At 37.7% G+C, this 22854-nt stretch carries 17 protein-coding genes; 3 read left to right on the plus strand and 14 right to left on the minus strand.

Annotation, left to right across the window (positions count from 1 at the left end; all coding sequences use genetic code 11):
- Positions 1-4: 4 nt before the first annotated feature.
- The gene (gene rny, locus DKG77_RS08650; RefSeq protein ID WP_109662196.1) at positions 5-1576 is read left to right on the plus strand and encodes a ribonuclease Y; all 1572 of its coding nucleotides are present in this window, start codon (positions 5-7) and stop codon (positions 1574-1576) included.
- 71 nt (positions 1577-1647) lie between these two features.
- Positions 1648-2067: a CBS domain-containing protein gene (locus DKG77_RS08655; protein ID WP_109662198.1), complete on the plus strand. Its 420-nt coding sequence runs from the start codon at positions 1648-1650 to the stop codon at positions 2065-2067.
- A gap of 81 nt (positions 2068-2148) precedes the next feature.
- Here the strand turns inward: DKG77_RS08655 and DKG77_RS08660 are convergent, their stop codons facing one another.
- The 12 genes from DKG77_RS08660 to DKG77_RS08715 all read right to left on the minus strand — a co-directional run bounded on the left by DKG77_RS08660 (position 2149) and on the right by DKG77_RS08715 (position 17642).
- A complete protein-coding gene (locus tag DKG77_RS08660; RefSeq protein WP_417935477.1) occupies positions 2149-4278 on the minus strand; it encodes a DUF349 domain-containing protein in 2130 nt (709 codons plus the stop codon).
- Between the two features lie 138 nt (positions 4279-4416).
- Positions 4417-5169 (minus strand): shikimate dehydrogenase family protein, encoded by a 753-nt coding sequence (locus DKG77_RS08665; protein WP_109662200.1) that lies wholly within the window; start codon positions 5167-5169, stop codon positions 4417-4419.
- Positions 5123-6160, minus strand: a complete 1038-nt coding sequence (locus DKG77_RS08670; protein WP_109662201.1) for a DUF368 domain-containing protein — start codon at positions 6158-6160, stop codon at positions 5123-5125. Before DKG77_RS08670 ends, DKG77_RS08665 begins: the two co-directional genes overlap by 47 nt.
- An 18-nt stretch (positions 6161-6178) precedes the next feature.
- Positions 6179-7096 carry a polyprenyl-phosphate transporter gene (locus DKG77_RS08675; RefSeq protein ID WP_109662203.1) on the minus strand — a complete coding sequence of 306 codons (918 nt, stop codon included), beginning with the start codon at positions 7094-7096 and terminating at the stop codon, positions 6179-6181.
- 24 nt (positions 7097-7120) lie between these two features.
- On the minus strand, positions 7121-8521 hold the full coding sequence (locus DKG77_RS08680; protein ID WP_109662204.1) for a tetratricopeptide repeat protein: 1401 nt from the start codon (positions 8519-8521) through the stop codon (positions 7121-7123).
- Between the two features lie 86 nt (positions 8522-8607).
- Positions 8608-9804, minus strand: a complete 1197-nt coding sequence (locus tag DKG77_RS08685; protein ID WP_109662206.1) for an aspartate aminotransferase family protein — start codon at positions 9802-9804, stop codon at positions 8608-8610.
- Positions 9804-11504 carry an OstA-like protein gene (locus DKG77_RS08690; RefSeq protein ID WP_109662208.1) on the minus strand — a complete coding sequence of 567 codons (1701 nt, stop codon included), beginning with the start codon at positions 11502-11504 and terminating at the stop codon, positions 9804-9806. The genes DKG77_RS08685 and DKG77_RS08690 overlap by 1 nt, the downstream gene beginning before the upstream one ends.
- 67 nt (positions 11505-11571) lie before the next feature.
- Positions 11572-12840 carry an adenylosuccinate synthase gene (locus DKG77_RS08695; RefSeq protein ID WP_109662210.1) on the minus strand — a complete coding sequence of 423 codons (1269 nt, stop codon included), beginning with the start codon at positions 12838-12840 and terminating at the stop codon, positions 11572-11574.
- A 12-nt stretch (positions 12841-12852) separates the two neighbouring features.
- Positions 12853-13308 carry a Fur family transcriptional regulator gene (locus DKG77_RS08700; protein WP_109662212.1) on the minus strand — a complete coding sequence of 152 codons (456 nt, stop codon included), beginning with the start codon at positions 13306-13308 and terminating at the stop codon, positions 12853-12855.
- A 45-nt stretch (positions 13309-13353) separates the two neighbouring features.
- On the minus strand, positions 13354-15558 hold the full coding sequence (locus DKG77_RS08705; RefSeq protein WP_109662214.1) for a RelA/SpoT family protein: 2205 nt from the start codon (positions 15556-15558) through the stop codon (positions 13354-13356).
- A 44-nt stretch (positions 15559-15602) separates the two neighbouring features.
- Entirely contained in the window at positions 15603-16835 is a 1233-nt protein-coding gene (locus DKG77_RS08710; protein ID WP_109662216.1) for a M48 family metallopeptidase, read from the minus strand.
- 3 nt (positions 16836-16838) lie between these two features.
- On the minus strand, positions 16839-17642 hold the full coding sequence (locus DKG77_RS08715) for a TrmH family RNA methyltransferase (protein WP_109662218.1): 804 nt from the start codon (positions 17640-17642) through the stop codon (positions 16839-16841).
- Between the two features lie 67 nt (positions 17643-17709).
- Here DKG77_RS08715 and DKG77_RS08720 point away from each other — a divergent pair, with 67 nt between their 5' ends.
- Positions 17710-18513 carry a DUF6503 family protein gene (locus tag DKG77_RS08720; protein ID WP_109662219.1) on the plus strand — a complete coding sequence of 268 codons (804 nt, stop codon included), beginning with the start codon at positions 17710-17712 and terminating at the stop codon, positions 18511-18513.
- Positions 18514-18559: 46 nt separating this feature from the next.
- On the opposite strand, the gene DKG77_RS08725 is transcribed toward DKG77_RS08720, so the two are convergent.
- Positions 18560-19852: an amidohydrolase family protein gene (locus DKG77_RS08725; RefSeq protein ID WP_109662221.1), complete on the minus strand. Its 1293-nt coding sequence runs from the start codon at positions 19850-19852 to the stop codon at positions 18560-18562.
- An 11-nt stretch (positions 19853-19863) separates the two neighbouring features.
- Complete coding sequence (locus DKG77_RS08730) at positions 19864-22806, minus strand: amidohydrolase family protein (RefSeq protein ID WP_109662223.1); 2943 nt, start codon at positions 22804-22806, stop codon at positions 19864-19866.
- Between the last annotated feature and the right edge of the window lie 48 nt (positions 22807-22854).

The raw sequence follows: 22854 nt of genomic DNA on the forward strand, positions 1-22854 counted from the left end.
CAACATGGATAACACTATAGTAATTGTTGTAGCTGCAGTTGTTGGGTTGGCGATAGGATTTGTAATTGCCAAGATGATGGAAAAAGGTAAAGCTGCAAAAACCATTTCCAATGCTAAACGAGAAGCTGCGGATATATTAAAAGAAGCAAAAAAAGAAGGAGAGAATATAAAGAAAGACAAAATATTTCAGGCCAAGGAAAAGTTTTTAGAATTGAAAGCGGAACACGAAAAGGTCATTATAAACAAAGACAAAAAGATTGTTGAAGCTGAGAAAAGGACAAGAGATAAAGAATCCCAAATCAGCAATGAGCTTTCCAAAAGCAAAAAACTAAACGAGCAACTTCAGGAACAAATCAAGGAAGTTACGCACAAGGGGGAAATCCTTGACAAAAAACAATCAGAAACCGAAAGACTTCACAAGAGCCAAGTACAGCAGTTAGAGGTAATCTCTGGACTTTCTGCTGAAGATGCCAAAAGTCAGTTATTGGAATCTCTTAAGGAAACTGCAAAAACAGATGCTATGGCATATTTGCAAAGTACTTTGGAGGAAACAAAGTTGACAGCGCAGCAAGAAGCCCGAAAAATAGTAATCAATACTATTCAGAGAATTGGAACTGAGGAAGCTGTAGAGAACTGTGTATCTGTATTTAATTTAGAATCTGACGATGTGAAGGGCCGAATAATCGGAAGAGAGGGTCGTAACATTCGAGCCATTGAATCTGCAACTGGAGTAGAGATTATAGTGGATGATACACCAGAAGCAATAATACTTTCATGTTTTGACTCCGTTAGAAGAGAAGTGGCCCGACTTTCTTTGCACCGCTTGGTTACTGATGGAAGAATTCATCCCGCACGTATTGAGGAGATCGTTAAAAAGACGGAAAAGCAAATCAACGAAGAGATTGCGGAAATTGGTAAGCGCACCGTTATAGACCTTGGAATTCACGGATTACATCCAGAATTGATAAAAGCTGTAGGTAGAATGAAGTATCGTTCTTCTTATGGGCAAAATTTGTTACAGCATTCAAGAGAGGTTGCCAAACTTTGTGGTGTAATGGCAGCAGAATTAGGACTTAACCCCAAAATTGCTAAACGTGCTGGGTTATTGCATGATATTGGAAAAGTGCCAAACACAGAAGTAGAGGTAGAAACCCCGCATGCAATTCTTGGAATGCAGTGGGCCAAAAAATTTGGGGAGAATAAGGAAGTGTGCAATGCAATTGGGGCTCACCATGACGAAATTGAAATGAACACCTTAATTTCTCCAATTGTACAGGTATGTGATGCAATAAGTGGAGCACGCCCTGGTGCAAGAAGACAGGTTTTGGATTCATATATTCAACGCTTAAAGGACTTAGAGGATGTTGCCTTCGGTTTTAATGGTGTTCAAAAGGCGTATGCCATACAGGCAGGTAGGGAACTTCGCGTAATTGTTGAAAGTGAAAAAGTAAGCGATGATAAGGCGGCTGAGCTATCTTTTGAGATTTCTCAAAAAATACAGACAGACATGACCTATCCTGGGCAGGTGAAAGTTACGGTTATTCGCGAGACAAGATCAGTTAATGTTGCAAAGTAGCCCCTGATAATTATCATTATTTTCTAAAAAGAAACTAGGTAATTTCATTGATAGATTAAAACCTATCAAATATGAAAAAGCGTGTACCAGTTTTAGAAATAATGTCCAGAGACCTAATCACATTGACCACTAATGATGATCTTGTAACTGCTGAAGAACTTTTTAAGAAACACAATATAAGGCACATTCCAGTGATCAGTGGGAATACTATTGTGGGCATGTTGAGCTATACTGATTTGTTGAGAATTAGTTTTGCAGATGCTGTTGATGAGTATGAAGAAAGAGTGGATACTATGGTTTATAATATGTTCACTATTTCTCAGGTAATGGCAAGAGATGTAGTTAGTGTTCCTTCCCATACCACTATAAAAGAAGTCGCCCAATTTTTGGCAAAAAAGGAATTTCATGCTTTGCCAGTTGTGGATGACGGAAAACTTGTTGGCATCGTTACTACAACAGATTTAATAAATTACCTTCTAAAGCTATATTAAATAGAACAGATTCAAAAAAGTTTAAGCCTGGTACATTGAGGAATTAATGCACCAGGCTCATCTATTAAATAAAATGTTGTTTTACTCTTCTTCGCCACTGTTTTGTGCATTCTCCTCTTCAATCGCCTTATTGCGATTGTTTTCCATGATATTTAGCTTTTTAATTTTGGCTTTCCAAGTTTCAAGCGCTTCCTTGTGTCTATTTATATTTTTAACCACGTCCTTTACAAGAGGGTTGTCTTCAGAGGCATTCGAAAAGAATTGAAGATTGTTTTCTAACTGTCTTATCTCTGATTTATTTTCTTCTATTTTCCTTCGTATAAAGATTCGTTCATTTCCAATTGCCCTATTGTCGTCAGTTTTTGCAAGTTGCTGCATTTTATCTCCATACCTGAGCAATTCTGATTCTTGTCTGCTTACTCCCAATTTTGTGAACAAGGCATCTACAATTTTGTTGAACTTACCGTTTATGTGCTTTTTATTATAGGGAATTCGCCCGTATGTTTTCCACTCGGAAATAAACTTCTTTAATGTGGTAAGGTCTTTTTCGTTATCTCCGCTTAATTGAAAGGCTTTTAGGCGTTCCAGACATGCATTTTTCTTCTCAAGATTTTCGTACTCTTCTTTTTGACTTTCATTTCTTTCAGAATGTAGTCTGTTAAAATAATGATTACAGGCATTTTTAAATTCGTTCCAAATCTTATCGGAATATTTTCTTGGTACGTGGCCAATTTTTTTCCATTCGCTTTGTATGCGCTTCATTTCAGGAGTAGCCATCTCCCTATCGTCACTATCTTTAAGTGCTAGAGCAAGTTCCAAGAGAGCCTTTTTCTTTTCTAAATTCTCATGCTGCTCCTTTTTTTGATTTTTATAAAAAGAATTTTTATTGCGATTAAATTTACGCACGGCATCTTTGAAGGTACTCCAAGTTTGTTCATTCACTTTTTGAGGTACTTTACCCGCTTTAAAAAAAGTATCTCGGAGAGCTTCTACCTCTTTTATCTGTAACTGAAGAGCTTTGTGATTGTCTGTAACATTTTCCGAAATTTTCAATATGGATGCTATGACCTCCTGTTTTTTTTCTAGGTTCTTTTCATAATCCTTTTCTAGTTCTTGGTAATGCTCTTGCCTTCTCTCGTGCATGGCTTTGGTGGCACTGCTAAAACGATTCCAGACTTCCTCCCGTTGTTCCTTTGCAACCGGGCCTATATCTTCTTTCCAAATCTTGTGAAGCGTTTGTAGCTCCCTAAAAGCCTTTCCTAGATCAGGTTCATTGACCAGTGCTTCTGCACGTTGTACTAGTTTTAATTTTTCTTCTAGGTTATGCTTAAAATCAAGATCTCTTAATTCTCGGTTAAGATGGAGAAAATCATAGAAGATCTCCATATGGTGGTGGTATGTTCTCCAAACATCGTTATAATTGTTTCGCGGAACAGGACCAGCGTTTCTCCAGTTTTCTTGTAATTCCTTAAAATTCTTATATGTGGTATTAATATCCTCTTCTACATTAATAAGACCCTTAAGTTCTTCAATAATTTCCAAGCGCTTATTAAGATTGCCTTTAAGGTTTTGTTCCAGTTGTTTGTAATATTGGTCTCGTTTTTCACGATATTCTCCAAATACTTCATTGAACTGTCTCTTGGATACGGAATTATATCTAAAATCTATTTCATTACCGCCATTGGCTATAAACTCTTCTTTTTTGTGTTCTAAAAACTCCTGAAATTTTTGGTCAAATTCATATTTAATAGAACTGACATGTTTATTTATGGCTTGGATTTTTTCATTCTTGACCAAGCGTTGCAACTCTCCAACCAAGTTCTCAATGGACATGGAGTGATAATCCAACATTGGAATATGATGACGTTTGTGGTTATCTACATCTTCGGCATCTTCAGCATTGGATTCTTCAATTTCTTCAATAACTTCATCTGGTTTCTCAGGTTTTGAAGATTCGTTTTCTAAATCTTTGGCATTGGATTCTGAAGTCGCCTTTTCCGGTTTCTCATCGTCGGAAGCTGGGTTTTCTTCAGAAGATTGAGATTCCTTTGGAGGTTCAATATCTGTATCTGTGTTTTCTTGTACTGGATTATCGGCTGTTTTTGGTTCAGAAATGGGGCTTTCTTCTACAGTAGTTTTTATAACATCCGCATTATGCTCAGTACCACCACCTTCAGTTTCCTGAAGTTTTTGTTCGTTGTCCTGCATCAGTAGTTTCTTTTCCTTTGAATTGATGATAATTATAGCCAAGTTAACAACTAAATTACCTAATAACAAAAGTAGCGCTTCTTCTTTTGTTTAAGTTTTACGATGTGTGGATTAATCAAAATGAAGTGTTCCTGACCTTTTTTAGGTTGAATTCCAAATTTCCCAGCTCTTTTCAGCTTGTAATTGCAACATTTTCAAGCCATTACATATTTTAGTTCCTTTAGACTCCCCTTCAATTAAAAAAGCCGTTTTATCAGGGTTGTAAATAAGATCAAACAAAAGGTGTTTCTCGTTCAAGTGCTGATAGGGAAGGTCAGGTTTGTCATTTATATTGGGAAACGTGCCTTGCGGAGTACAGTTAACAATGATGGAATGAGCCAACATAACCTCCTTACTTAGCTCTTTATAGGTAAATTGATGCTCTTTTTTGGTTCTAGAAACATAGGTATATTCAATACCCAACCTTTCTAAAACAAAACAAATAGCTTTTGATGCCCCACCAGTTCCTAAGATCAGTGCTTTCTTATGATGTGGTTTTAAGAATGGTTCTATGGATTTCTGAAAGCCATAGGCATCGGTGTTATATCCCTTTAATCCTTTTTTGGTAAATTTTATGGTGTTTACCGCTCCAATTTTTTTTGCATCAGCATCTAAATCATCCAAATACGTGATGACCTGTTCTTTATATGGAATGGTAACGTTAAGCCCTTTTAAGTGCCTTTGGGTTACAAGTGCTTTAAATTCCGATATTTCTGGAATATCAAAATTTTCATAACTATGATCATTCAGCTTTAGTTCTACAAATTTTTTTGCAAAATAGCCTTGAGAAAAAGAATAGGAAATATCTTTACCTAGCAGTCCGTATCTGTTTTCTTTCTTTTCTGTTTTTTCCATACCAATCTAAAAGCAATAATACCAAAATTCCAAGAACCACAAAAAATATGGCCCACCAGGTTTCTGGAGTTGCCAGATTTGGTAGATAGCGCTCATAATTAAGAACTATTTTATCTCCGTTGGAATCCAGTAATATGTTACCAAGGGCATCCATTTTGTACATGGTTCTTTTCCACGGCCATAGCACTCCTAAAGAACCCGTTATAAAGCCTAGGATAACAGCAGTGGAACTTGCTTTGTAATGTTTGAGCACATAACTGAGTAAATGACTAAAAGTTACCAAACCGGTTGCGGAACCCAAGGTAAAAACCGATAAAATCTTGAGTGTTTGCATCCGTTTAGGATTGTCCATGAAACCAAAATCCCCTGAAAATACTTCCGAAAAAGTATCATAAAGGGCATTTACAGAATCGACTAATAAGAGTACATAGTTTCCTAAAAGAATTAGAATAAAAGAACCCGAAAGCCCTGGCAATGTCATTCCAGAAACACTAATAATACCGCAAAAGAAAATAAAAAAGAGATTGTCATTTTCTTTGGCAGGGCTTAAAAAACTGATTGAAATACCTATAATTAGACCAAGTACTCCTAAAGGAACGGTCCTTTTGTTCCAATGGTCAAAATCTTTGGATATGTAATAGATTGAACCTAAAATCATACCAAAAAAGCTTGCCCATACGAACAGTTCTTTTTGTTCTAGAAAAAAGTCGAGCACTCTGGATATGCTAAAATAACTAACAAGCATACCGAAGATGAGCAATAATAAAAATTGTCCATTTGTATACCGATAAAAACTCTTGAACCTTCCATTGAGCAGTAGCTTTAAAGCTTTGGAATTTACTTTTTGAAGAGAATAGATAAACTCTTCATAAAAACCACCTACAAAAGCAACTATACCCCCAGAAACTCCAGGCACTTTGTTGGCAGCGCCCATGCAAAGGCCTTTTATCACCAAAAAAAAGTTATCCAGAAATGTTCTAGGCTGATGCATATATTGGGTAAGTTTCGCTTATTTTTTGGAAGCAAGTTTTTCCAAGATAAAAATAAGCGAAAAACCTATTATAGCTAGGATTATGGCAAGTATTAACTGATTGTCACCATCAAATGCCCAAGGCAGCACATTTATATCATCAATAACTATTGTTTTATCGCCAAAAGTTTTGGTCTCCAATACTTTTTTCCATGGCCATATTTTGTTCAATGATCCTAATATAAAACCTGTTAACAGGGCCAGGGTAATGTTTTTGTAATGGCTGAACATCCATTTTAATAGCCTAGCAAAGCTTAAAAGCCCAAATACGGCTCCTAGGGCAACAGTAATGACGATTTTGACATCTCGTTCATGAACGGCATCTAAAATGGTTTTATAGGAACCTAAAAGGACTAGTATAAATGCTCCTGATATTCCTGGTAAAATCATGGCGCATACCGCCAAGGCACCAGATAAGAAGAGATAGGGAAGACTATTCACATTTTCGTTGGGAGGGAGTTCGGTAATAAAATAAGCCATTGCCGCACCAATAATAAAAATGATGATAGTGCCAGCTGACCATCTCTTAATTTCTTTTCCCACAAAAAAGATGCTGGCGAGCACTAATCCAAAGAAAAATGACCATAACAAAATCGGTTGATTTTCTAACAACCAACTTAGAAATTTAGCGAGTGAAAGTACACTTATAAAAATACCAGAGAATAAAGCAAGCAAAAAATTACCGTTGACCTTGTCCCAAAACACTTTTGCCCCTTCTTTTCTTAACGTGATAAAAAGAGAAAGATTTATGTTGTTGATGGAGCTTATGAGTTCTTCATAAATACCAGAGATAAAGGCTATAGTACCTCCCGAAACGCCTGGAACCACATCAGCAGCACCCATGGCAATTCCTTTGAGCGTGATAAACACGTAATCTAGCAGTTGACGTCCTTTCATAAATTTTAGGGGTAAAAACTTAGGCTATGTAGATGTTTTTTTGATTTCGGAAACTAAGGTCTGTAGCCACTTTACCTTGTTGAACTCGGGAAATTCTTCTTCAAACAGCTGCAATTTTTCAATATTCAATTGCATGGCCTCTGCCAATTTCTCCCTGGTATTTAAAACTTCATCGTTCTTAAGGTATACCCCGGCCAGTTTGTATAGGAGTTCTGCACTTTCGGGATAAAATTCAAGTCCTTGGATCAGCACTTGGATTGAGGAACCAAAATCTCCAGTTTTTTTTAAAACATCTGCCCAATTTTTCCAAGTATCGAGTTCATAGTTACCTAAATCAACAGCTTGTTTGTATGCAAAATCTGCTTCGTCAAAATTATTGAGGGCAAAATAGATTTTTGCGCATTTTTTCCAATACAACGGATTTTCGCCATCAATGTTTATAGCTTTATTGATATAGTACAACGCTTTTTCGTAGTTCTCTAACTTGTAGTGAAAATCTGTTATTGCCAACCATCCTTTATCAAGTAAGGGGTCTTCATGAACTGTATTGTAATAGTAGTATTTTGCTAGGTCGTTGTTTCCTAATTTTTCATGGCACCTTCCTATTCTGAGGTAGGCATGTGACGTTGGATCCTCTATTGAAATAGTGGTTTCGTAGTTTTCAATGGCTTCGTTATACTTCCCTAGCTTTTCTAGAACCTTTCCTTTTTCAAAGTAAGCTCCAATGAAAGAATCATCAGATATTATTGCAAAATCAAAAGAAGTCAATGCTTCTTGGAACATATCCATACCTAAGTACATCTTGCCTAATTGATGCCATGCTACCTCGCAATATGGGTTCCGCTCTAAATAGTCGTTCAAATAGTGAATTGCACCATCAAAATCTTCTAAAAATTCAAAACAGTAGATTACGTTGTAGAGGGAGGAATAGTCTCGATCATCAAACTCCACACATCTCATAAAACTACGTTTTGCACTTTCAAAATCATCCATGAACAGGTATTCCATTCCTAAAAGTGAATAGATATCAAAACTATCTTCGGTTCTATGTAATGCTTCCAAAAGTAGATTTACCGCTTCTTGGTGATTATCCTGTTTGGATTGAATGTTGGCTCGTTGTATATATATTTCTTCGTTGTGAGAGTCTATGTTTTGAAGTTCATCCAACAGTTTTTCTGCAGTTTCAAACTTATCTTCAAAAACTAAAATCTCAACACGTAATAATTTTAATTCCAATGAGTTAGGGTGTTGTTCTAAGCCTATTTGAATCGCTTTTTTACCTAATGAGACCTTTCCGTTATTTAAATAATAATGAATGATTTCCTCAAAGTCCTCCGCATCAAAAAAGTAGACATCATCTGTCTTGAGCATGGACTCAAATTTACTTATGGATTTGTCAGGATATTCGTTAGAATCTAACGCCATAGGAACGAGTTTGGTTTAACTATGGACTTAAAATTAGCCCTTTGCAGCTATCTTTAAGCCTCTGTTTTGGGTATGTTATCAACAAATTAGTTAACAGCAGTGGGTTTATAATCGTTTAAAATGCCAATGATTTGGTCGCATCCTTTAGTTATTTCTTTCATTGAAATGGTCAAAGGCGGTGATATTCGAACTGCTTTAGGTTCAAAAAGCAACCAGAAAAGAATAAGCCCTTTTTTGGATGATGTCAACACTAAATAATTGGCAATTACTTCATTATCAAAAAGCAGAGCAAGCATTAAACCCTTACCTCTTACTTCCTTAATCAAAGGATGTACCAAAAGGGTTCTAAATAGTTTTTCTTTCTCTAGAGTCTGTTGAATAAGTTGTGTTTCAGTGATTTCCCGTAAAGTTGCCAGGCTGGCAGCTGCAATTACCGGATTTCCGCCAAATGTGGTAATATGACCAAGTTTTGGACTGATTTGTAAGCTGTCCATTATTTTTTTTGAAGCAACAAAACCTCCCACAGGAAGTCCTGAAGCCATTCCCTTGCCAATTACCAAAATGTCTGGAATACAATTAAAATGTTCAAATGCAAATAGTTTACCCGTTCTTCCAAAACCGGGTTGTATCTCATCTAAAATCAATAGGGCGCCTACTTGATCGCAGCGTTGTCTTACTTTTTCCAAGTACCCTTTTTCTGGTAGTATGAATCCAGCCCCTCCCTGAATGGTTTCTAGAACAACAGCTGCGGTTTTTTCAGTTATTTTTTCTAAATCTTTTTCAACATTAAACTTGATAAAGGAGACATCTGGCATTAATGGTCTAAACGCACTTTTGCGTTCTTCGTACCCCATTAGGCTTAAACTGCCAATAGTGTTACCGTGATAGGCATGGTGTGCAGCAATGAGCTGTGATCGCCCGGTATACCTTCTTGCCATTTTTATGGCGCCTTCTATAGCTTCGGTTCCAGAATTGACCAAATATGTGGTTTCTAGTTCTTCTGGGAGTTTAGAGGCCAAGAGCTTTGTAAATTCCACCGCAGGTTGCTGAATGTATTCACCATATACCATTACATGCATATATTTTTCGAGCTGCTCTTTTACTGCATTTACTACTCTTGGGTGGCAATGGCCTAAGCTGACTGCAGAAACACCTGCTACAAAATCTAAATGGCCCCTACCTTGATTATCATAAACGTAGCTGCCCTTTGCATGTGAAACTTCTATACCCAAAGGGTGAGGAGTGGTCTGGGCCTGATATGTGAAAAAGTTATCTTTAAGCATCAGGGACTTTGTACTTTCTTTATGGCGACTTTTTTAGGTTTTATAGCCTTTGCGGTAGATATTTTGTTCACTGGGTCGTTTTCATTCTCCTGACGTTCTTTTTCCTCCGCATCTATATCTATGGGATTATCTATGCCTCGTATTTTCACAAGTTCTATATTGTTGTCATCTTCATCAAAAATGTCATCCTTACTTAGGATCCGTTCATCTCCACGCCATATGAATCCTTTTAATTTTCTACTTTCAATTGGTAAATCCTTGTCAGGAAAAATATCGCCATCCGGATTTACAAAAAACGTTATATCCTCAATATCGCTATTGGCCATTAGCAGCCTTATCTTACTGCAAATAGTTTTATTAATTCCTATTAGTTCATCGTCGTCATTGTACATGTAATAAATGACTTCGGTATTTCTAATCAAATCAATGATTTTAAGTTCATTTTCGATGAACTTTCCAAAAAGATCTTTCCCTTTGGCTTGGTTGTAGCCAGTTTTACCAATAGTATCCAATGAAATGATAAAAGCATTCCCCAATACTTTAAGGGAGTCTAATTTTTCGGTCTCTAAGTCCGAAATTAAATGGATACTATCACCTGTGATTTGATTATCTACATTCCATAAGATTGGATTTTTGATAAGTTGGGTGATTCCGGTTTTTTCCTCGGAATGTATAGAATCACATTTTCCGCTTAAATCCGTTTTGTAGAATTTGGCATTTCTAAAAGCACGAAGAATACGAGCTTCTGGTTTTCCGGTAACCATTAGTGTATCACCATGCATATAAAGTGAATCTTGTTGCACCAGATTTATTGAAACAGCTCTTTTTGTGGCAAAAACGGAATCTTTTGCTTTGAAGACTTCGGCATAATGTGCTCTAATAACCCCATTGTTTATGGTATCCGTTATCTGGATGTTATTGGTGGCAGATGCAAATTCAGATGTCTTATCAAAATAAAGACTGTCACCCTCTATGATTTTATTGTCATAATCGATCCTAGTGTTTTTTATGCCATATCCTTGTTCAATCTTGGTGTCGTAAAAACCACGTTCACAATAAATTTTGTATTCTTCGCCGGTTATGGTAGATGGCCCATACATGTAAGCATTTTTAGAGATGCGATAGTAATCCAGTTGTTCGGAATCTATGATATATTCTGGATTGTCGATATGGACATCGTTTCGAAACTGTACTTTTTTCAACTCGGTAAAATAGGTACCGATCTTACTTGTAAGCACATTGACGGAGTCAACCACTTTTCCCCCAGAATTGTAGAAAGATTCTTGTTTTTCTCTATTAAAATATAGAGTGTCAGTGGTCAGGGTCATTTGGCCGTCGGTAAGATCCACTTTTTCCCATGCCTTTGCCAATTTTGAGTCACCATTATAACTCATATAGCTACTGTTCATTTCAATAGAATCACCCTGTTGTAACCTAACATTCCCTATTGCTTTTAAACGGTTTTCTTGGGAATAAAAAATAGCTATATCGCACCACAAATCTGCCCCTTGGTGTTCAAATTGTACTTGCCGTTCATCATCCTTGCTAAAAATAGAAGCTCCTGGAAATTGGACCTCATCTTTAGTGAAATTGGCACCGTAAACAATATTGATTTGCCTGCCTTCAGGGGTTTCAATTTGCGCTGAAGAAAAGAAAAATGAAAAGGCAAAAATGAAAAACGAAATTCTTTTCAAATCCATTAAATTTTGCCCAAAAGTAGGATATTTAAGCAAAGTATAGCTATAGATTTAGAAAGGTTTAGTATTCCTAACGATGAATAGTCTGCGTTCTGTCCGGGCCTACCGAAACAATTTTAATGGGAACGTTCAACTGTTCTTCCAAAAATGCAATGTAATCGTTTAAGGCAGGAGGTAACTCTTCAGCTTTAGTCAATTGGGTTAAGTCTTTTGCCCAACCTTTCATCTCTTTATAAACTGGAGTCACATTTTCACTTTCAATATTGTAGGGTAGATGTTGAATTTCTTCTCCTTTGTATTTATAAGCAGTACATACTTTTAGGGTTTTAAAGCCGCTAAGCACATCTCCTTTCATCATCATTAACTCCGTTACACCGTTGATTTGTACTGCATATTTTAGTGCCACCAGATCAAGCCAACCGCATCGCCTAGGTCTACCAGTAGTAGCACCAAATTCATTACCAACACGACCCATGGTTTCGCCGTCATTATCGAACAGCTCAGTAGGGAAGGGGCCACTACCTACTCTAGTGGTATATGCTTTAAAAATCCCCAATACTCGACCTATTTTATTGGGCGCTACTCCCAAACCTGTACAGGCTCCAGCAGCTGTTGTATTAGAAGAAGTCACAAAAGGATAGGTGCCAAAATCAATATCCAATAAAGACCCCTGTGCTCCTTCCGCCAATATTTTCTTGCCTTGTTCCTGTGCCTTGAAAATATACTCTTCGCTATCAATAAACTTCAATTGTCTTAGTGTAGCTACTCCTTCATAAAATTCTGCCTCCAATTCTGCCAGGTCATATTGGATATCCACGTTATAAAACCCGATCATGGCCTCATGCTTGTCCGCTAAAGCTCTATATTTCTCTTCCCAGTTGTCAAACTCTAAATCTCCAACTCGCATACCATTTCTGCCGGTTTTATCCATATAGGTTGGTCCAATACCTTTTAAGGTAGAACCAATCTTGGCTTTTCCCTTTGCAGCTTCTGACGCTGCATCCAGTAAACGATGGGTGGGTAAAATAAGATGTGCTTTTCTTGAGATAAACAGTTTTGATGTAATATCAATTTCAAATTTTTCAAGATTGTCCAATTCTTTTTTGAAAATAACAGGGTCTATCACTACTCCGTTACCAACAATATTTAATGCGTTTTTGTGAAAAATTCCTGAAGGGATGGTATGCAGCACATGTTTTATGCCGTCAAACTCCAGGGTGTGTCCTGCATTTGGACCTCCTTGAAATCGTGCAATAATGTCATAGTCTTTAGTAAGTACATCAACAATTTTCCCTTTTCCTTCATCTCCCCATTGGAGTCCAAGCAATAAATCTACCATGAAATGTGTTGGTTATTCTGTTAGGTTTTCTTCTTTGTTTCTGGTTCCGTAGAAATATAATGAGTGGTTGTTGATTTTAATATCAAAAACTTCCTCAATGGTTTTTTTTATAGATTGAATGCGAGGGTCGCAAAACTCAACAACTTCTCCAGTGTCTGTTAAAATCACATGGTCGTGCTGACGATCAAAATATGATTTTTCATATTGTGCCTGATTTTTTCCAAATTGATGCTTTCTAACCAGTTTGCAGTCCAGCAAAAGTTCTATGGTGTTGTATAGCGTGGCACGGCTTACCCTATAATTCTTTGTTTTCATTTTGATGTACAAGGATTCCACATCAAAATGGTCATCGCTATTATAAATTTCTTGTAGGATGGCGTAGCGTTCCGGGGTTTTGCGATGCCCCTTTTCTTCTAGGAAAGAAGTGAACACATTTTTTACAATTTCCTGATTCTTATTGTTCCCCATAGCTGCTTTCTCACCAAAACTAAAGGACAAAGGTACAGCTAAAAATTAAATTCTGGTTACTTTGTCTATCCCCTCTACCTGCTTCAAATTATTGATTAGTTTTTTAAGAATACTGTTGTTTTTTACAACCAACGTGATTTTGCCAGTAAAGGTGCCGCCCTCTGCATTAAAATTAAGGTTACGCATATTAACATGCATATTATCTGATATGATATTAGTGATATCGTTAACAAGACCTAAATTATCTATTCCAGTAATTTGAACATCTACCGTAAAATCTTCTTGAGAGGAATCTATCCATTTGGCGGACATAATTCTATATGCGTAATTGGATTGCAAAGAAATGGCATTGGGGCAGTTCTTTTTATGAACTTTGATGCCATCATTTACACTTACAAACCCAAAAACATCATCCCCAGGGATCGGATTGCAGCACTGCGAAAGTTTGTAGGACAATTTTTCCTCTTCCTTACCAAATACGAGCATATCATATTTAGTAGTGATTTCTTCTTTGTCAACGTCTTTTGGAGCAGGATTTCTACGAATCCTGTTTTTAAAGAAATTTAAGAAGGCATTGTGGTACGAAGAAGCAAACTCCTTTATCCGCTCATTGTCAATAACGCCAATCCCAACTCTATAGAACAAGTCCAAACTGGTTTTGAGTTTAAAGAATGTTACTAATTTGTTTACGGTATCCTCGTTAAGATTTATTTTTTGGGATTTTAGCTTTCTTCTAAGGATTTCTTTTCCGTCAGCCGCAATACTCTTTTTTTCTTCGCTTAATGAGGATTTAATTTTTGCCCGTGCCCTTGCGGTTTGCGCATAGTCCAACCAACTTTGACTGGGTTTTGCACTTTCAGAGGTTATGATCTCTACTTGATCACCACTATGGAGTTCTGACCCCAACGGAACCAATTTTCCATTTACCCTTGCTCCACGAGTTTTCATTCCAACCTCTGTGTGTATGTGAAATGCAAAGTCTAAGGGTGTAGCACCTTTTGGCATTGATTTTAATTCACCTTTTGGTGTAAAGACAAAAATCTCTTTAGAATACAGGTTTAGTTTAAACTCTTCTACAAAGTCAACCGCATTGCTGTTAGAAGTTTCTAACGCCTCTTGCAGTCTGTTGAGCCAATCTTCTATACCTTGTTCTTTTTGTTCTCCGTGCTTATACTTAAAATGCGCAGCATAGCCTTTTTCCGCAATTTCATGCATTCGCTCACTTCGAATCTGTACTTCAACCCATTTGCCTTTTGGTCCCATTACGGTAATATGAAGCGCTTCATAACCTGTGGATTTTGGAGAAGTAATCCAATCCCGCAATCGGATTGGGTTTGGAGTAAAGTGATCTGTTACAATGGAGTAGATTTTCCAAGCCAAAAACTTTTCGTTCTTTTTGTCGGACTTGTAAATAATTCTAATGGCAAATTTGTCGTAGACCTCATCAAAAGAAACATTTTGGGCCTTCATTTTTCTACGGATAGAAAAAATGGATTTCATTCGCCCTTTGATATTATAATTTAAACCTTCCTTATCAAGGGAATTTCTAATAACATTGGAAAAATCCTCAATGTATGCCAGCTGCTCTTCTTCAGTATTGTCAATTTTGGCTTGAATATCTTTATACACCTCGGGCTCGGTATACTTTAGACTAAGGTCTTCCAGATGGGTTTTAATATTGTACAGGCCAATTCTGTGCGCTAATGGAGCATAGATGTAAAGCGTTTCCGAAGCTATTTTCACTTGTTTGTGCTCAGGCATGGAATCCATGGTGAGCATATTATGATATCTGTCTGCAATTTTGATGATTATTACCCTAACATCATCATGCAGTGTCAACAGCATTTTTCTGAAGTTCTCAGCCTGTTGACTTATGTCCTTATCTTTTTTTAAATGGGATATTTTGGTCAGGCCATCTACAATACGAGCAACACTTTCCCCAAACATGCGCTCAATATCATCTAAAGTATAAGGTGTGTCTTCTACAACATCATGTAAAAGGGCAGATGCTATGGAGACCGCATCCAACCCAATTTTTGAAGCTACAATTTTTGCTACGGCAATAGGATGAAATATGTAGGCCTCTCCAGACTTTCGGCGTTGTTCTTTATGGGCATCTACGGCAACATCAAAAGCAGAGCGTATCAATTTCTTGTCCTTATCGGACAAGGTTTGATAACTGATACGAAGCAATTCTTTGTACTGCTTCGCAATCTCTTTGTTCTCTTTTTCAATAGCAGCCTCCGTCATAGTATATTAAAATTACCACAATCTTTAAAGGTAACCAACAAAAATCATGCCTTTAGGTTTCTAATGCGCTCTACTAGAGGAGGGTGGGAGTAATGCACAAATACATAGGCGGGGTGTGGCGTCAAGTTACTTAAATTGTTCTTAGAAAGCTTTTTTAACGATGTTACCAAAGGTGTTGCATCAAAGGTTTTCTTGGCATAATCATCTGCTTGGAACTCAAACTTTCTTGATAGATAGTTCATAGCAAGTCCGGTAACTTCGGAAATTGGACTATAGAGCAATACAAAGCCGACAAGTCCTGCATGAAAGCTTGGTGTTGATACCCCAATTGCCAACGATATTTCTGGACTGTTTATGAACAGGGACAGTATGAAAAGTGTAAACCCCGTTAACCCTAAAGAAACCAATAGGTTAAAAATTATGTGTTTTCGTTTGTAGTGCCCCACTTCATGTGCCAAAACTGCCACAATTTCTTCTTCACTTAAATCATTGATAAGGGTGTCAAACAATGTGATGCGTTTTTCCTTTCCAAATCCAGAAAAGTAAGCATTGGCTTTGGTAGATCTTTTGGAACCGTCAATCACAAAAATGTTTTTAAGCTCAAAGCCCACTTTCTTGGAGTAGTTTTCAATAGCACTTTTTAAACTGCCATCTGTTAACGGTGTTTGTTTATTAAAAAGAGGCACAATCAATCTGCTATAAAACAAATTCATGAACAATATGATGGAACCAACAAGGATCCAAGTATAAATCCAAAAGTCCGCTCCCGTCCATTGATAAAAAAGTATGAATAGGGATAGCACTCCTCCTCCAAAAACTATAGAAAGCACCCAGCCCTTAATTTTGTCCAAGAAAAACAGTTTTTTGGTTGTTTTGTTAAAGCCATACTTTTCCTCGATGACAAAAGTCTGGTAATAAGAAAAAGGCGTTCCCAGAATACTACTCCCTAAAAGCATAAACCCAAAGAAAATCAAGGCCATGGGAATTGTTTTGTCCGTTATTGAACGGGTAATGGTATCAATCCATTCAAATCCTCCAAAAAATAGGAAGCAAAGGGTCAGAATCAACGAAAACCCATCAGAAAACAATCCAAATCTGTAATTGGTTCTTTTATATTTCTGCGATTTTTGGTATTCTACATCATCAAAAACATCGCTCAGTTCAGATGGAACGTTGGATGTGAAACGCTTTGCGTTAAGGTGCTCCAGTACTTGATGGACTAAGTACTGAATTACCAAAATAAAAATGATGGTGTAAAAGAGAGTAGTTTTTTCCATAGGCTAATATCCGCGTTGCCGCTTCGCTTCAAATATAAGTATTGCCGCCGATACGGAAACGTTCATAGAATCTATTTCACCTTGCATCGGGATAATTAGGTTTTGGTCGGAACTTTGAAGCCAAGTATCGGTAAGACCAGATGCTTCCGTGCCTACAACTATGGCTATACCTCCTTTAAAATTGCATTCTACATAGTTTTTAGATGCCGTAAGGGCTGCACAGTATATTTTAATCTCTTTTTCTTTAAGAAAATCAATGATGTCCTCCGTGGCGCCCATGCCAATTTGGTTGGTGAATACACAGCCTACACTAGAACGAATGATGTTGGGGCTATAGATGTCTGATTTTGGGTTGGCAATAAAAACGGCATCAACCGCAGCAGCATCAGCTGTTCTTAAAAGCGCCCCAATATTACCGGGTTTTTCAGGAGCTTCGGCAACTAAGACCAGAGGATAGTCATTTTTAAATAGGATTTTTTCCAATCCATGCTCTTTACTTTTTACAATAGCCAATATACCTTCAGTAGTTTCTCTATGTGCAATTTTTTCATAAACGGGCCTGGATATTTCAATAACTTCAATCTTGGAGTTTTGTATGAGAGGATTTAAAGCAAAATCCTTTAAAATCTCTGGGCAAAACAGGATGGTTTTTAAAGTGAAACTTCCTTTTTGTGCCAGTTCAATTTCACGTTTCCCTTCCACAACAAAAAGCCCAGTTTTCTTTCGTTCTCTCGACTTTTCTTTAAGGAGCAATATCTTCTTTACCAGAGGGTTTTGGATACTGCTGATTAATTTGGCTTCCTTCACACATCAAAAATACGTAATCTTGTAATCTTAAGAAGGAATTTCCGACGAAGCGGCAAACTATACAACTATGAAGAAAGCAACTATCCTATTTCTTGCACTTGCTATTGGGGCGTGCAAACCTGCTACAAAAAAAGAAGAAACCATGAAGGCCGTTCAAGAGGAAACTGTTGAACCCAACCCAAAGTTTCCAGAAGCTATGGAAAAAATCTTTGAGGCCCACGGTGGTTTGGCGGTCTGGAAAGAGCAGCGCACCCTCACATATGACATGCCAAAAAAAGATTTTACAGAGACGCACACCATAGATTTATGGTCCAGAAAAGATCGTGTAGATTCTGAGCAGTTCTCTTTGGGGTCCGATGGTAAAGAGGTTTGGTTGCTGGATACTGAAAAAAACTACAAAGGAGATGCTGGGTTTTACCATAATCTAATGTTTTACTTTTATGCCATGCCATTTGTTTTGGCCGATGATGGTATAATCTATTCTGAGACAGAAGATTTGGTATATGATGACAAAAGTTATCCAGGTATTAGAATCTCATACGAATCTGGAGTAGGTACCTCCTCCAAAGACGAATACTTCATTTATTTTGATTCAAATACTCACCAAATGGCTTGGTTGGGATATACGGTGACCTATAGAACAGGGGAGGTGTCAGAAACTGTTAAATGGATCAGGTACAATGATTGGCAGACCATTGATGGGGCAGTGCTTCCAAAATCAATAACCTGGTATAATTTTGAAGGTAAAAAAATATTGGATGCTAGAAGTACCGTTCAGTTTGAGAACGTTACCTTGAGTAAGGCTTCATTGCCCAATGAGTTTTATGCAAAGCCTGAAAAGGCTGAGTTTGTAACAGTAAAAAAGAACTAAAAAGTAATAAGGGCGGCGTTCCTAGGAACGCCGCCCTTATTTTTTCTTATTTTCCTTCGTACTTACCCATATATCGTTTCCAGAGTTTAGTTTGATGGGTTTCCAAAGAAATGTCCCTTCCATCTATAAAAGCTCTTGAAAGCCTATTGGTTCTCATGTCCAGAGCATCTCCTTCAGAAATAAACAAAGTGGCACTTTTTCCAACTTCCAACGTGCCGTAATCTGAATCGATTCCTAAAATTTTAGCTGTATTTCCCGTTAACATTTGTAACGCTTTTTCCTTTTCTAGCCCTTGCGCAACTACTTGACCGGCATAAAAAGGAAGATTTCTAGTCTGAAAATTGGATGCAGATGCATTCTGAAGACCTACCAGCAAACCGGCTTCCAACAACAATTTTGGCAATTTGAAAGTGAAATCATAATCGTCATCATCAAACTTAGGGAGGGTATGGGTGAAATTGACCAAAACAGGGATATTATGTTCCTTTAAGAAATCACTGATTTTATGTGCATGATACCCGCCGACAAGGACAATGTTTTCTGCTCCAGATTTCTTTGCCGTGGTGATGGCATCCATCATTTCTTTTTCACCATCGGCATAGATGTATAAACGTTTTGTGCCATTAAAAACACCTTGCATAGCAGCAAAAGCGGCATTCCTTTCTTTTACTTTGTCTTTACCATAGGCATTGGCATTGTTCATAAAGGATTTCACTTCGTCTGCTTGTTTTTGATAGTCTTTATTAGGGATAAAGCCACTTGGCTCTCCCATCCACCATCTACCTCTTCTGAAAATGGCTGGCCAGTTCAAGTGAATTCCATCATCCATTTTTACGGCAGCATCTTCCCAGTTCCAAGCATCAAATTGCACAATTGAAGATGTGCCTGAAATTCTTCCTCCTTTAGGGGTTATTTGCCCTAGCAATACTCCATTGGGCCTCATGCTTTCCACAACTTTAGATTCCGCATTGTAGGCTATAATGCTTCTTATATGTGGAATAATGTCTCCAATTTCATCCTGATCATTACTTGCCCTTACTGCATTTACCTCAACCAAGCCCAAAGACTTTCCCGGAGCTATAAAACCAGGGTAGATGTGTTTTCCCTCCGCGGTAATAATTTGACCTTTGTTTTCTACCTCAGGCCCACCTATTGCAGTTATTTTTCCATTTTCGAATACTACTGTACAGTTTTCTACAATGGTACCGTTACCAATATGGGCGGTAGCTCCTGTTATGGTAATTATCTCTTTCTGAATGGGAGCAGGAGTTTGTTGCGCCGTCACCGCAAAAATGCCCATCAGCCCTAATAATATGAATTGTGATATAATTTTTTTCATCATTTTATCTTTTATAGGCTTTCGCAGTGAAACTTTGGTTTTTTGTTTTCTTTAGGACCTTGCATTTTTGCTCCATTTGCTTTTTCGTTCAACATCATGCTAATAAGTTGACTTCGCTCCTTTTTTACAGATTCGCGAAGTGATTTGTCTTTTTCTAAATCGAAATAAACCACACCTTCTATCATGGTTTTTTCCGCTTTGGCGTATACAGAAAGAGGATGATCGTTCCATAGCACCAAATCTGCATCTTTACCTATTTCAATGCTTCCTACCCGATCATCAATGTGCAATAGTTTAGCTGGATTGAGAGTAACTGTTTTCCATGCCTCAATTTCTGACATTCCTCCGTATTTTACGGTTTTTCCAGCCTCTTGGTTCAATCTTCTTGACATTTCCGCATCATCACTATTTATGGCTACGGTTACTCCTTGAGCGGCCATGATTGCAGCATTGTAGGGGATTGCGTCATTTACCTCGTATTTGTAAGCCCACCAGTCACTAAATGTGGAACCACCTACACCATGTTCGGCCATTTTGTCCGCTACTTTGTAACCTTCCAAAATATGAGTGAAGGTATTTACACGGAAATTGAATTTTTCCGCAACCTTCATCAGCATATTGATTTCACTTTGAACATAGGAATGACAGCTAATAAAGCGCTCTCCATTTAAAATCTCTGCCAAGGTTTCCATTTCCTCATCATATCGGAAAGCCTGTCCACTTTTCTTTTTTGTATCATATTCCTTGGCACGCTGAAAGTAGTCCACAAAGAGTTGTTCCACTCCCATTCTGGTTTGTGGAAAACGTGAAAAGCTTTGCCAGTTAGATTGTTTTACATTTTCTCCCAAAGCAAATTTTATGAATTTAGGAGAGTTTTGAAATATGAGTCCATCTGCGCTTTCACCCCATTTTAAACGTAAAATGGCTGAACGTCCACCAATTGGGTTTGCTGAGCCATGAAGCAGTTGAATGGTAGTTACTCCTCCGGCTAAGTTTCTATAGATGTCCATGTCCTTGGGATCTACCACATCTGTCATTTTTACTTCTGCAGTGGAATTATGACCCGCTTCATTTACGGCAAGAGCTCCAATATGGGAATGTTCATCAATAATGCCCGCGGTTAAGTGTTTTCCAGTGGCATCGACCAATTTGGAATTTCCGGCGTTAAGCCCTTTTCCAATTTTGGTGATCTTACCGTTTTTGACCAAAACATCCGTAGTTTCCATTATGGTTTCACCGGTCCAGACCGTTGCATTTTTAAAAAGGAAGTTTTCTTGTTTTGGCATTACCTTGTAACCATAGCCCACGTTTGGATAGGTTAGAGGCATCAACTTGGGGCTATCGCCTTTGGAGTGTGTTTTTTCCTTTTCTTCAAAAGAAGCAGTTTTTTGAATGTTTACTGAAGATTCATTTCCATTAGGTAATGTAATTCTACCCTTAATGTTTTCTCTGTCTTCGGTAATCAAAGCTATCAATCTATAGGATTCCCCATCGTTATTGGAAAAGGACAGGTTCAGCCAATCTGTCTTGTATTCAATTTTGGAGTCAAGTTTTACGGTATCTCTTTTTACAACTGCCTTGGGTTTGCTTGATTCGCCAGTTATGGATAAGGCATATGTGATGCCGTTTATGACAAGATTGTAATCTCCACGAATGTCTTCATGATCTTTAGAATTGATGACATTTTTTTCTCCTTGCACCCAATTCTCATACAACGTTGCTCCTTTTTCGAAAATATCTCCAGAAGCAATCAACAAATTTGCTTGTCTACCTACCTGTAAGGAACCTATCTCATTGGATTTTCCTAAAATGTTTGCTGGAACAGTTGTCAATGCTTCCAATGCTTTAGTTTTGGAAAGTCCATGGTCAATGGCCTTCATCAGCTTCGATTTAAATTCCGATGGCGACTTTAAATTTTGTAAAGTGAATGAAAATTGAATTGAATTCTCTTCTAGTGCCTTAGGGTTTGAGGGGGCCAGATTCCAATGTTTCATATCTTTTAGGGTAACATAGTGTGCTTCATACGGATTTGAAACGTCATATGCTTTAGGGAAGTTGAGCGGTACTATTAATTTGGCATTGGTAGCTTTTACCTCTTGTATGTATTCGTATTCATCCCCGCCAGCTAAAATGGCATATTGAACTCCAAATTGATCACCAATTTTATCGGCCCTCAAAACATTTCCATTGTTGCCAGCAGCAAAAATCTGAGTCATTCCTTTATTTTCTAACAAGGCTTCTATTGAGCGGTCTTTTGTATCTACATTACCTTTGCTGTACCAGGCCATATCATAATACAACTGGCGCATTAAAGCAGTGGCACCCATTAATGAGGTTGGATAGGATTGATTTTTTGCAATGCTTTTTTTGAAAGAAAAATATTGAGCCGATCTATCTTCCAAGATTCTTTTGGATTCACTTCCGTGGTCGTTTAGTGCAACTAAAACCCCAGAACCTCTGGCAATACCATCTTGGATATGAGAATTGACAACCCCAAAACCTGCTTTTCTGAGTTCTTTGGCCTTTTTATCGTCATAATTGAAGCTTGAAATGGCATCGTTTTCAGGCATTATATGATCGTTCCAGTAAAACCCTTCACGAGAAGCATTGTATTGGGCGGATCTACCTCGACTCTCGGCCTTTTTAGGTTTTTTTACACCAAAGCTTGAGAACACATCAATAAATGAGGGGTAGATGTATTTTCCCTCTAAATCTTCCACCACGGTATTTTTGGGAATACTTACCGTGTTTCCTACCTGAATAACTTTTCCATTTTGGATAAGCAGTGTTCCGTTTTCGATAATCTGGTTAGGAGTAACATAGATCTTGGCATTGGTAAATGCCATGTAATTGTTGTTTTTTGTTTTGACACCATCATTTTTTGGGAAATAATCTTGTGCGAACAAAGAGACACTTCCCCAAAGTAGGGTTAGTGCTAGCAGTCTCATTTTCATATAATACTTATTGGATTAGTCGCTTTAAAGGTAGCGGAAGTAAGAGTA

Source organism: Flagellimonas aquimarina (genome assembly GCF_003149745.1).
Classification (GTDB): Bacteria; Bacteroidota; Bacteroidia; order Flavobacteriales; family Flavobacteriaceae; genus Flagellimonas; species Flagellimonas aquimarina.